Consider the following 11,751-nt stretch of genomic DNA (forward strand, 5'->3'; position numbering starts at 1 on the left):
TGCGCGCCTCGGTCGCTCACTTCGTTCGCTCCCTGCGGTGCTTGCGTCGCCTGTGGCGTCCTCGCGGCTGCCCCTTTGAGTCCCACCCTGACCGCAACCGCACCGCAGCCTCACCCCTCCCCAGCCTCGGTCGGCGGCGGCCGCGGAACCGCACCGCATCGCGGCCGCCGCCGACCTCCCTCGCGCGTGCGGCTCGCGGCCTGTCGGCCGCTCGCCGGCGCGCGCCGCCGCACGGTCGTTCATTTATAAACGTCAATCTGTCCTCGGTCGTCGCCGACGAACCGCAAACCCCGGAGTTCACCTCGGCCGCGCCGCCTCAGCGGCGTCGTCGCAGACGGAAGGCGCGGTTCCGTCCGGCCCGGAGCTGCCGGAGCACGGAGAAGCGGTTGATCCACAGCTGGTAGGCGCTCGCGGCGGCGAACAGCGCGAGCGCGAGGCTCGTCAGCAGGACCGGATCGGCCGCGGAGACGAGGGGGACGCCGAGCAGCGCCGCGAGGACGACCGTCAGCGAGGCGACGCCGAGCGCGCGGTACAGCTCCGACCACGTGACGCCGGCGCTCGCGACCACCTCGGTGTACAGCGCCACGTCCCGCGCGTGGCGGGACACCTCGATCGTCTGGGTCTCCCGGTCGTACTCGATCACGCCGAGCTCCTCCAGCTTCGGAAGGTGCGTCTGCACGAGCGACGTGTACACGCTCTCGCGACAGCGCTTCGGCGGCGGGCTCTCGCCGGTCTCGCGGCCCGCGACCAGCGCCGACAGCTCGTGGACCGTCACGGCGCCGCCGACGCTCCCGAGCTGTTCGAGGGCGCGCCGGCGGCGCTCGTTGGCGAGGATCGTGTACACCTGTTCGGCCGGAAGGAGGTCTGTTCGGAGTTTCATGGGTGTGAGCCGCCGACGCGCCGCGTCACGCGGAGATCGGTCGTTGGCCCTACATCTTCCGTCCGGGGTATATGTATGCGCTCGCTACGCTCGCGCAGGCCCCCGTCCGGCGTCGTCCCGGACCGGAGAACCGCGTCGCCAAATCGGTACCCTGCGACGCGATCGACGACGCGATTCCGTCCCGATCGACGTCGGTCCGTCCGGCGGTGCGGCACGGCCCCCGTACCGGCGATCTCGTGTGAAGTACGGGATCCCTGCCGCCGGTTTCGCCCCGAGTAGGGACGACGGACCGTTCGTCGAACGCGGCGTTTGACCGTGTGAACCGTCCGTTCTACCGGATCGAACCCCTGGTTCGACGGTGACGTGGCTGCGCGTAACTACGTGGGTGTCTCTCGGAGGGGGGAGTAACCGATTCGGCTGCCCGATCGTGGGCGGGGGCGAGTCGGGGGAGCAACCATGAATCCGGACACAACCGACACCATCGGACTCTCGCGGCGCAAGCTGCTCGCCGGCCTCGGGGCGGTCGGCGTGGCCTCCGCGGGCGCGGGACTCGGTACCACGGCGTACTTCAACGACACGGAGACGTTCGAGGGCAACACGCTCACCGCGGGCGAGCTCGACTTGAAGCTCGACTACCGCGCCACGTACGCGGGCGGGACCGGGCGCATCGACGAGATCAACGGCTGGTACAGCGACGAGGGCCCCGGCGAGCCCTTCGACGTCGTCGAGGAGGACGATGGCGTCTACCTCGTCGGCGAGGTCCCGAACATCGACGAGGGCGAGTGGCCCGACGTGGTCCAGGAGCGCGACTTCTGTGCGCCCGACGTGGACCTGGTCAACGGCGACGAGATCCCGGTGTTCGTCCTCGACGACGTGAAGCCGGGCGACTGCGGCGAGGTGACGATCAGCCTCCACATCTGTGACAACCCGTCGTGGGTGTGGATGAACGGCGAGCTGACGGCGGACGACGAAAACACCGTCTCAGAGCCGGAGGCGGGAGCCGACGGCGAGAGCAACGCGCTCGGCGACGACAGCGACGGCCCGATCAGCGGTCAGGGAGAACTCGCCGACGCCATCGACGTGACGATGTGGTACGACGAGGACTGCGACAACGTCTACGAGCCCGGAGGGGAAAGCGGCGGTCCGCTCTGCGTGCAGATCGTCCTCGACGCGTCCGGCTCGATGTCCGGCGCGCGCAACACGCAGGCGATCGAGGGCGCGAAGACGCTCGCGGAGAGCATCCTGCAGGACGGCCCCACCGGCAGCAGGGTCGGCGTGACGTTCTTCAGCGCGGCCGGCTACAGCAGCGGCGCGCAGGTCGTCCAGCCCCTGACCGACGACTTACAGACCGTGCTCGACACGATCGACGATCTCCCCGCCGACGGGAGCAACACCGCCATCGGCGAGGGGATCGAGACCGCTCAGGGCGACCTCGAGAACTGCGACGAGGGCGAGTCGCCGACGATGGTCGTGTTGACCGACGGGTCCAACAACGCGGGGACGTCCCCGTCGGGAGCCGCGGCCGCGGCGAAGGGAGACGGGACCACGATCTACGCGCTCGGCGTCGGCGGCGCGGAGGTCTCGACGCTCAACGCCATCGCCAGCGACCCCGACGAGGACTACGTCTTCTTCGCGAGCGACGAGGGCGCGCTCGAGCAGGCGTTCGGCCTGATCGGCGAGTCGCTGCTCGGGGAGTCGATCATCTTCGAGGGCTCGCTCGCGGACGCGATGGCGGAGCTGGAAGCCGGAATCGCGCTCGACGGCAACCGCGCCACCGAGGCGCGGGACCCCTTCGACGGCGGCCTCACCCAGTGTATCGGCTTCGAGTGGTGCCTGCCGACCGACGTGGGCAACGAGGTCCAGACCGACTCCGTCGCCTTCGACCTCGGCTTCTACGCCGAGCAGTCGCGGCACAACGACGAGCCGGACGTGACGTTCAACGGGACGGTCCCGACCAGCAACAGCACCGGCAACGCGTCGCAGTAGGCGCGCGACTCCGAGCGGGACGCCCGCTCACCCCCGGACGCGACCTCGTCCGGTTCCCGGTTCGGCGCCTTCGGGCGGCCGACGCGGCGGTTCGCGACCGCCGACGGGAGTTCCCCTCAGGGGATGATACACAATGAACGACGACACAATCGGACTCTCGCGGCGCAAGATGCTGGTCGGACTCGGGGCGGTCGGCGTCGCCTCCGCGGGCGCGGGACTCGGAACCACGGCGTACTTCAACGACACGGAGACCTTCGAGGACAACGCGCTCACCGCGGGCGAGCTGGACCTGTTCGTCCACGTCGACTACTCCGAGGACCAGGGGAGCTACGGGAGCTGGTCTACCGACCCCGGAACCTACGTCGACGGCAACGTCGTGGGCGGCGAGGAGGACGGTGAGCCCCTCAGCATCGAGGTCTCCGACCTCAAGCCCGGCGACTCCGGGGAGGGCGAGTTCTGCTTCTCGATCGTCGACAATCCCGCGTACATGTGGATGTGCGGCGAAGTGACGGCGAACGACGAGAACGGCCAGACCGAGCCCGAGACGGACGCCGACGCGACGGGCGGCGACCCCGGCGAGGGCGCGGGCGAGCTCGCCGACGCGATGCAGGTCACGGTGTCGTACTGCACCGACGACGGCGAGGGCGGAATGGCCGTCGGCGAGGAGATCGTCTCCGGATCGCTGGCGGAGGTCATGCTGGCGCTGCAGGCGGGCGTGCCCCTGTCCGGCGACGGCGACGCGGACGCTCCCCTCGACGGTCGCGAACCGTTCGAGGGCGTCGAGTCGGCGTTCGACGACGAGGAACCGAACGTCGCCGAGCAGTGCGTCTGTTTCGAGTGGGTCGTTCCAACTGGCGTCGGCAACGAGATCCAGACCGACTCCGTCGCCTTCGACTTCGAGTTCTACGCGGAGCAGTCGCGCCACAACGACGGGACGAACAACCCCTGCGTCGACGAGACCGTCGTCACCCAGTACGACAACGACTGGAAGGGACAGACGCTCGGAACCCCCACCGACGGAAGCGTCTACACCAGCGTCTCGTTCGGCGAGAATCAGACCGTCCTGAGCTTCGCGTTCGTGGACGACGGCGACGGCGTCGACTTCCTCGACGCGGGCGACTACTCCAGCACGAACCTCCCGGTCGCCGTCGACGCCGACGCGGACGGCACCCACGACTGGCAAGTCATCTGGCAGCCGAACGCGGCGTTCCCGGACGATCCGTTCGGCTACGTTGAGAACACCGGCGGAAGCTACGGTCCCGCGCAGTCGCTTCCGGCCGGCTTCTCCGCGGCGAAGGTCGGGAACACGATCGTGTTCGGGATCCCGAACAGTCAGATCGACTCGACGTTCCGGCTGCTCGCGTACGGCAGCACCGGCGGCGAGGGTCCGGTCGCGAAGGTCAACGACGATCCGTCGATGGGTCCGGACTTCTACAACAGCGCCGACGCGGTCGAGTTCAGCGACTGACGCGCTGACGACTCCGCCGCCTCGGGCGGCGTGACCGCCTCCCACTTCGGACCCGCGCGGGCGGCCGAGACGACGGTTCGATCCCGTCGGTGGGACCTCCCCTCGGGGAATCACACTCATGACCGAAAAAGACGCAATCGACACGATCGGACTCTCGCGGCGGACGCTCCTGGCCGGCCTCGGGGCGGTCGGCGTGGCCTCCGCGGGAGCGGGGCTCGGCACCACGGCGTACTTCAACGACACCGAGTCGTTCGAGGGCAACACGCTCACTGCGGGGCAGCTCGACCTCCTGGTCGACTGGCAACAGACGTACGACTTCGGCGAGGGCCAGACCTTCGTCAGCGCGCACCCGGACCACGACGGCGACGGCGAGCAGTCGATCCTCGACCCGGAGACCGAGGAAGTGCTCCGGTACAGCGACTTCCCGGACGAGGAGGACGAGGACAGCAACGGGGCGAACATCCCGGTGCTGGACTGCGAGACGATTCCGCCGACCGAGGAGGCGGACTTCGGAATCGACCCGGTCACCGGCGAGGAGATGGAGACGCTGGTGCAGTTCACGGACGTGAAACCCGGCGATTCCGGCGAGATAACCTTCTCGCTGCACCTCTGTGACAACCCCGGCTACATCTGGATGCAGGCCGGCAACCTCACCGAGGACGGCGGCGCGTTCACCGAGCCCGAGTCGCTGGTGGACGCGGACAACCTCCCGGACCTCGCGGACGCGATCGACGCGAAGCTCTGGTACGACGAGGACTGCGACAACGTCCACGACGGCGCGGAGCCGGTCGACATCATGCTCACGCTCGACTTCTCGGGATCGATGCTGTACGACCAGTACGGCGGCGTGATCAGCGACGACGACATCACCGTCGACGGAACTACCTACGGCGAGACGACGAAGATCGACCTTGTCGAACTCGGCACCCGACAGTTCGTCGATTACCTCCAGACGCAGGGCGCCGACGTTCAGGTCGGCGTCGCCTACTTCGACGGCGAGGGGAGCGACGACTCGGTGCCGCGCACGGGTATCCTCGAACCGTTGACGACCAACCTCTCAGCAGTCGACACCGCGCTGTCGGACCTCCGGCAGAAGCTCGCGAACGTCGTGAGCGGCGGGGCGGGCTCGACGCCCTTCGACGGCGACGGGGACCCCGACCCGTACTCGAACGCAAACGGGATCGCGACGGGGACCTACATCAGCGAGGGCCTCGACGACGCCCAGACCGAGCTCGCGAACAACGGCCGCTCCAACGCCGAGAAGCGGAACATCGTCCTCTCGGACGGGGAGTCGTTCAACGGCGACGGCAGCACGCAGTACGCGCCGCCCGCGAGCGCGGCGGCCGACGCCCGCGCGGCGTCGCCGGCGCCCGCCACCGACGTGTACACGATCAACGTGAACGGGAGCGCCAGCGTGCTCCAGGCGATGGCCGGCCCGGCGGGCGGATCCGGCGGCGATCCGGTGTTCTTCAACGACGTCGACGACCCGCTCAACATCCCGACGGTGTTCGGAAACCTCGCCGCGCAGACGGTCGCGGAGAAGGTCATCATGGAGGACAGCCTCGGCAACGTCCTCGACGCGCTCGCCGACGGCAACGGTATCCCGCTCGACGGCAACCGCTCGACGATCTACGACGAGTTCGCGGACCCGGCGGACGACGCCGACCGCGAGGCGTTCCGCGGCGACGGCGTGATGCACTGCATCGCGCTCTCGTGGGAGCTCCCGTTCGACGTGGGCAACGAGATCCAGGGCGACACGCTCGGCTTCGATCTCGGGTTCTACACCGAACAGGAGCGGCACAACGACGGCTCCGGCCCGGATATCGCGGCCTGATCGCACGCTCGGGCGACCGCGATTCCCCCGGCGATCCCTCCCGGGAACGCTCGAGTAGGGACACCGAACCGCGGGGTACGCTCGGCGAACCGGCCGGGTAGGGCGCCCATACATACGGGCCGAGACGACGTGGGAAGCACATCGACGACACGGCCGTTCGGAGCCGCGAAGACGCACATGACACGCAAAGGACCGACAGAATCGACACTCACGCGGCGGGAGGCGCTCGCGGGCGCCGGAGCCCTCGGCTTCGCGACCCTCGGGGCCGCCTCCGGACGACCGACGGGAACCGACAGCTGGGGCGAATACTCCGACTACACGCTCGCGCAGTCGGACACCCCGTGGAACCTGCTCGTCGGGTGGCGGCGCACCGAAAACGGGGTCGTCGTCGGATCGAGCCCGACCGATTCGGAGGACGACGTCGAGGCGGCCGGGATCCGCATCGTCGACGTCGCCAACGCGCTCCCGGGGGACAGCGGGACCGCGAGCGTCGGGCTCCGGCTCGACGACCCCGCGAACACGGCCCCGGACGGCGTCCGGGTGTGGCTCCGTCTCGTCCCGGACTTCGACGACGGAGACGCCGCGAGCGCCGCGCTCGCGGAGCGCATCACCCTCGACGTTCGGTACGACACCGGGCTGCTCGGAATCGGGGGCTGCGCCGGCGCCGAGGGCGACTTCGCCGGCTACGGCGAGTCGATCGCGTCCGGGACGCTCGCCTCGTTCGACGGCTCTGCGCTCGCGTCCGGCGTCGAGCTCAACCCCGGCCTCTTCGACAACGGCTGTCTCACGGCCGCCGAGCGCCGGTGTCTGGTGTTCTCGTGGGCCTTCGACGCCGCGGGCGGCAACGCCGGACAGGGGGGATCGGTCGACTTCGACGTGGCGTTCGCCGCGGACGACTGCGGGTCCGAGGGGAACCCCTTCGAGTTCGAGGCCGTCGACGGGGACGGGACCGGCGCCGACGGAACCGGTACCGACGGGACCGGCGCCGACGACACCCACACCGGAGGCGGCCGATGACCCGCGACCCGAGCGAGACGGGCCGGCCGAGCGGACTGAGCCGACGCCGCCTGCTCGCCGGTATCGGCGGCGTCGGCGCCGTGGGAACGGCGAGCGGCCTCGGAACGGGGGCGTACCTCACGGACCGCGAGACGTTCGCGAGCAACGGTTTCGGCGCCGGCGAGGTGGAACTGACGGTCGACGGAGCGCCGGCCGGCGGGACCGTCTCCCTCGGCGTCTCCGGGATCGACCGCGGGGAGTCGGGCCGCGAGGCGTTCGACGTGGGCGTGCGCGCGAACCCCGTCCGGGTCTGGCTCGCGACGGACTGTCCGGCCGTCGACGACGCCCTCGCGAACGCCCTCGAAGTCGAACTCGTCGTCGACGGGGAGTCGGTGACGGGCGGCTACCGTCCCCTCGCCGACGCCGCTCGCGACCACGTCGCCGGCGGTCGTCTCGCGGAGGGGTGTCTCGATCCCACCGGCGCGGTGACGGTCGAGGTGTTCTGGCGCCTCCCGGTCGACGCGCCGGACGGGGTCGCCGGGGCGGCGACCGATCTGACGTTCCGGCTGCACGCCGAGCAGTGTCGCCACGTCTCCGAGGCCGACGCGGCGGGGTCGAACCCCTTCGCCGGACGGGCCTGTGAGGGCCCAGAGTGTGTCCCCTGCGAGGACGAGAACGGCGTCACGATCGGTTCGCTCACGCTGCGGTACCTCGGCGACGAGGAGGCATCCGTGGCCGCGGCGGCCGTCGGGGGCGGCGCCGGCGGGAAGGGAACCGGCGGGACCGTGATCTTCGCCGGCGAGGTCGGGCCGAACGAGACGTTCGTCCTCGAGGGGAGCGACTCGCCGACGAACGGCGACCCGAACTGGCTCGGCCCGAACGTCTACGTCGACGCCGCGATCGACGGGGATCCGAGCGACGCCACCGACGGCGTCAGGATCCACACCAGCTGTTCGGTCGCGCTCGCCCCCGGCGACGTCTACGGCGCCTTCGAGGTCGTCGCGGTGACGACCACGGACGGCGAGCCGGTCTGCGGCTCGGAGGAGAACTGATGACAAACCCACTCACATCACGGCGGACGAAACGCGCGGCGAACGTACTGGGCATCGTCCTGCTGATCGCGCTCGTCGCGCCGTTCGCGGTGTTCGCGGCCCCGGAGCTCGTCGGCGCGGACGAGAGCTTCGTCGTGCTCACGCCGAGCATGACCCCCGCGATCGCGCCGGGCGACGTGGTGATCGTGGCCGAGCGCGACCCGGCGTCGATCGCCGAGGGCGACGTGATCACGTTCGCTCGCGGCACGAGCGACGTGCCGGTGACCCACCGGGTGATCGGCGTCGTCGACGAGGGCGATTCCCTCGCCTTCGAGACGCAGGGCGACGCCAACGAGGGGCCGGATCCCGGGCTCGTGCCCGCGGCGAACCTCGTCGGCGCGGTGACGCTCACGATCCCGTACATCGGATACGTGGTTCAGTTCGCCGGCACGCGGGCCGGCTTCGCGGCGCTGGTGCTGCTCCCGTTCGGCCTGCTCGCGGTCACGGAGGTCTGGTCGATCGTCCGCGGCCGCGACGGCTCGGAGTCCCCGGCCTCGCCGCCCTCGGCGACCGATGCTCCGCCCGCCGCGGAGCCCCCAGCGACCGATGCTCCGCCCGCCGACCGCGTTCCCGCCGACGGAGCCGTCGCGTCCGGCGGGGCCGACTCCGGCGGTGTCTCCGTCGACGCGGTCGGCGGGGCGGCCGCGGTGCTCGCGGCGTTCGCCCCCTACGCCGTCGTCGTCGCGTTCCAGCTCCGCACCGCCGTCGCGGTCGCGGTCGCGGTGGGGGCATCGACGCTTCTGCTCGGCGCCCTCGCGGCGTGGGTCCCGGCCAGCGGCGTCCTCGACCGCGGCGTCCTCGACCGCGGCGTCTCCGATCGCGGCGGATCGCCTCCGGAACCGGACGACTGCGACGGTACAGACGAGACGGGTCGGGAGCCCTCGGCTCCGGTCGAGGAGCCCGAGTCGCCCCCCGACCATCCGCCGGCCGTGGTCGCCGAGGCACCCGGGACGCCGCCGGCGCAGCCGGACGGCGGCGGGGAGGTGGACTGATGGCCGTGAACCGCGGGGTCGTCGGCGCCGTCGCCCTCGCCGTGTTGGTGTGGGGCGTCGCGTTCGGCGGGGGGCTCACCGTCGCCGTGCTCACGTCGAGCGGCAACGTGACGGTGGCGTTCGAGGCCGCCGAGGAACTCACTCCGACCGACGACCTCGTCGCACCCGAGCCCCCGCCGAGCGACGGCCCGGCCGCCGCGACCGCGCCGATCGCGAACGGGACAAGCGACGCCGAACCGCCCGGGAACGGCTCGTCGCCACCGGGGAACGTCTCGTCGCCGGCGCCGCAAAACGAGTCGGTCCCGCCCGAGAGCGGTTCGCCCCCGAGCGAGAACGCGTCGGAACCGTCCGGGAACGCGTCGGAACCGTCCGGGAACGCGTCTACACCGACTGGGAACGCGTCTGCCGCGGGCGCTCCGGGACCGAACGAGCCGGTCCACGCGGGAAACGCGACCGCCGGAGGCGCGCCGTCGCTCGGTGATAGCGACTCCGAGGCGCCGGGTGCCGACGTCCGTCGGTCCGTCGCCGCCGCCGCGATCCGCGGGTGAGAGGCGACGTGACCTCCTCGATCAGGCCGCGAGGGCCGGCGGAGAAGCGCGTCACGGAGCCGTCCGATCGCCCCTGTCGGCTCGGAGCCAAGCTCGCGGTGTTGCTGTCGCTGGCCGTGCTGCTCCTGTTCGCCCTGCTCGTCGGAACCGCCCGCGGGATCGCGTAGCGCGTCCGCGATTGTTTAGTGCCGGCCGGCCGAACCGCAGACCGTATGGTCGCGCTCGACGCGTTCGCGTTCGTCTTCGTCGCGGGGCTGATCACGGCGCTGGCGACGGGTGTCGGCGCGCTCCCCTTCTTCTTCTTCGAGACGATCAGCGACCGCGGCAACGTGGCGCTGTGGGGGTTCGCCTCCGGGATCATGCTGGCGGCGTCGCTGTTCGGGCTCGTCGACGAGGGGCTCGCCGAGGGGACGCCCGCGGAGATCGCGATCGGCATGGCCGCCGGCGTGGTTCTCGTCGTCCTCGCGCACGACGTGCTGATGGACGCCGAGATCGACCCGAAGGAGTACGAGGAGGCCGACTTCAAGAAGCTCGTCCTGATCCTCGGCGTGCTGACGGTCCACAGCTTCCCGGAGGGGATCGCGGTCGGCGTCTCCTTCGCGGACCTCGGACTGGAGGGCGGGACCCAGCTGCTCGGGTTCACGGTGCCGCTCCTAGCGGTGTTCATGACGGTCGCGATCTCAATCCACAACATCCCCGAGGGGACCGCGATCTCCATCCCCCTGCGGGCGATGGGCGTCTCGAAGTGGAAGATGGTGTGGTGGGCGGTGTTCTCCAGCCTCCCGCAGCCGATCGGCGCGGTCGCCGCGTTCGCGTTCGTCCGCTACGCCCGCGAGTTCCTCCCGTACGGCTTCGGCTTCGCGGCGGGCGCGATGATCTACCTCGTGCTCTCCGAGTTCGTCCCCGAGGCGCTCGACACCGGACGGGACCTCCCTCGCGGCGGGAAGCCCGTGCTCGCCGGCGGGATCGCGCTCGGCGCGCTGCTGATGGTCCCGCTCAACTTCGTGTAGATCGGAACCGGAGTCGTTACGCGCCCCCGTCGAGCGCGGTCGGGTTCACCGCGCCGGGTCCCTCGCCCACGTCGTAGCCGCGCCGGATCGCGGGCCCCATCCCGTCGACCGCGGCGGCGACCGCCTCGCGGAGGGGCTCGCCGCGCGCCAGCCGCGCGGCGATCGCGCTTGACAGCGCGCAGCCGGAGCCGTGGGTCGCGTCGGTCGCGACGCGGGGGTTCTCGAAACGGAGGGCGGTCGCCGAACCGGAGCCGTCCGATCCGCCGTCGCCTCCCCCTTCGCTCTCGACCACCAGCGTGTCGGTCACTGTCTCGCCGTCGCCGATGTGCCCCCCTTTCACGAGCGCGGCGTCGGCGCCCGCGGCGACCAGCTCCCGGCCCGCGCGCTCGGCGTCGGCCGGCGTCTCGACGGGGCCGTCGACCAGCACCGCTGCCTCGTCGGCGTTGGGCGTGACGAGCGTCGCCGCCTCGATCAGGCCGTCGTACGCCGCCTCCGCCTCGGGCGACAGCAGGCGGTCGCCGCTGGCCGCGACCATCACCGGGTCGACGACGACCGGGGCGTCGACCGCCGCGAGCAGCCCCGTCACCGTCTCGACCGTCTCGGCCGTGGCGAGCATGCCGGTCTTGACCGCCCCCACGTCGAAGTCGTCGAAGACGGCGTCGCACTGGCTCGCGACGTGCGCCGGGGGCACCGCGTGCACGTCGCGGACGCCCCGGGTGTTCTGGGCGGTCGTCGCCGTTGCGACCGAGGTGCCGAAGACGCCGTGCGCGGTCATCGCCTTCAGGTCGGCCTGTATCCCCGCCCCGCCGCCGGCGTCGCTGCCGGCGATCGCGAGCGCGACGGGCGGTGACACGGGGTCTCGCGCGGATGCCATATCTAAATGGTACCACTCGGTTATCTTAAACCGTGGCGATCGCCGCCGCCGAACGGCCTTTGCCCCTCGCGG

The 11,751-nt window shown here is 71.2% G+C and carries 11 protein-coding genes; 9 read left to right on the top strand and 2 right to left on the bottom strand.

What is annotated here, in order from left to right; genetic code table 11:
• Positions 1-316: 316 nt before the first annotated feature.
• On the bottom strand, positions 317-880 hold the full coding sequence (locus JIN95_RS15625) for a hypothetical protein (RefSeq protein WP_200532055.1): 564 nt from the start codon (positions 878-880) through the stop codon (positions 317-319).
• A 456-nt stretch (positions 881-1,336) separates the two neighbouring features.
• Here JIN95_RS15625 and JIN95_RS15630 point away from each other — a divergent pair, with 456 nt between their 5' ends.
• From JIN95_RS15630 to JIN95_RS15670, 9 genes are all read left to right on the top strand, one after another.
• A complete protein-coding gene (locus JIN95_RS15630) occupies positions 1,337-2,866 on the top strand; it encodes a VWA domain-containing protein (protein ID WP_200532056.1) in 1,530 nt (509 codons plus the stop codon).
• 133 nt (positions 2,867-2,999) lie between these two features.
• A complete protein-coding gene (locus JIN95_RS15635; protein ID WP_200532057.1) occupies positions 3,000-4,334 on the top strand; it encodes a SipW-dependent-type signal peptide-containing protein in 1,335 nt (444 codons plus the stop codon).
• A 118-nt stretch (positions 4,335-4,452) separates the two neighbouring features.
• A complete protein-coding gene (locus JIN95_RS15640) occupies positions 4,453-6,168 on the top strand; it encodes a vWA domain-containing protein (RefSeq protein ID WP_200532058.1) in 1,716 nt (571 codons plus the stop codon).
• Between the two features lie 177 nt (positions 6,169-6,345).
• Entirely contained in the window at positions 6,346-7,185 is an 840-nt protein-coding gene (locus JIN95_RS15645; RefSeq protein ID WP_234699225.1) for a hypothetical protein, read from the top strand.
• The gene (locus JIN95_RS15650) at positions 7,182-8,216 is read left to right on the top strand and encodes a hypothetical protein (RefSeq protein WP_200532059.1); all 1,035 of its coding nucleotides are present in this window, start codon (positions 7,182-7,184) and stop codon (positions 8,214-8,216) included. The genes JIN95_RS15645 and JIN95_RS15650 overlap by 4 nt, the downstream gene beginning before the upstream one ends.
• Positions 8,216-9,247, top strand: coding sequence for a signal peptidase I (locus tag JIN95_RS15655; protein WP_200532060.1), 1,032 nt, complete (start codon positions 8,216-8,218; stop codon positions 9,245-9,247). Before JIN95_RS15650 ends, JIN95_RS15655 begins: the two co-directional genes overlap by 1 nt.
• Entirely contained in the window at positions 9,247-9,795 is a 549-nt protein-coding gene (locus JIN95_RS15660) for a hypothetical protein (protein ID WP_200532061.1), read from the top strand. The genes JIN95_RS15655 and JIN95_RS15660 overlap by 1 nt, the downstream gene beginning before the upstream one ends.
• Positions 9,796-9,803: 8 nt before the next feature.
• Positions 9,804-9,962, top strand: a complete 159-nt coding sequence (locus JIN95_RS15665) for a hypothetical protein (RefSeq protein WP_158224017.1) — start codon at positions 9,804-9,806, stop codon at positions 9,960-9,962.
• A 45-nt stretch (positions 9,963-10,007) separates the two neighbouring features.
• The gene (locus tag JIN95_RS15670) at positions 10,008-10,805 is read left to right on the top strand and encodes a ZIP family metal transporter (protein ID WP_200532062.1); all 798 of its coding nucleotides are present in this window, start codon (positions 10,008-10,010) and stop codon (positions 10,803-10,805) included.
• 16 nt (positions 10,806-10,821) lie between these two features.
• On the opposite strand, the gene thiD is transcribed toward JIN95_RS15670, so the two are convergent.
• Complete coding sequence (gene thiD / locus JIN95_RS15675) at positions 10,822-11,679, bottom strand: bifunctional hydroxymethylpyrimidine kinase/phosphomethylpyrimidine kinase (RefSeq protein WP_200532063.1); 858 nt, start codon at positions 11,677-11,679, stop codon at positions 10,822-10,824.
• Positions 11,680-11,751: the final 72 nt, after the last annotated feature.

The sequence above is a fragment of the Halorubrum sp. LN27 genome (assembly GCF_016635065.1).
Lineage (GTDB): Archaea > Halobacteriota > Halobacteria > Halobacteriales > Haloferacaceae > Halorubrum > Halorubrum salipaludis.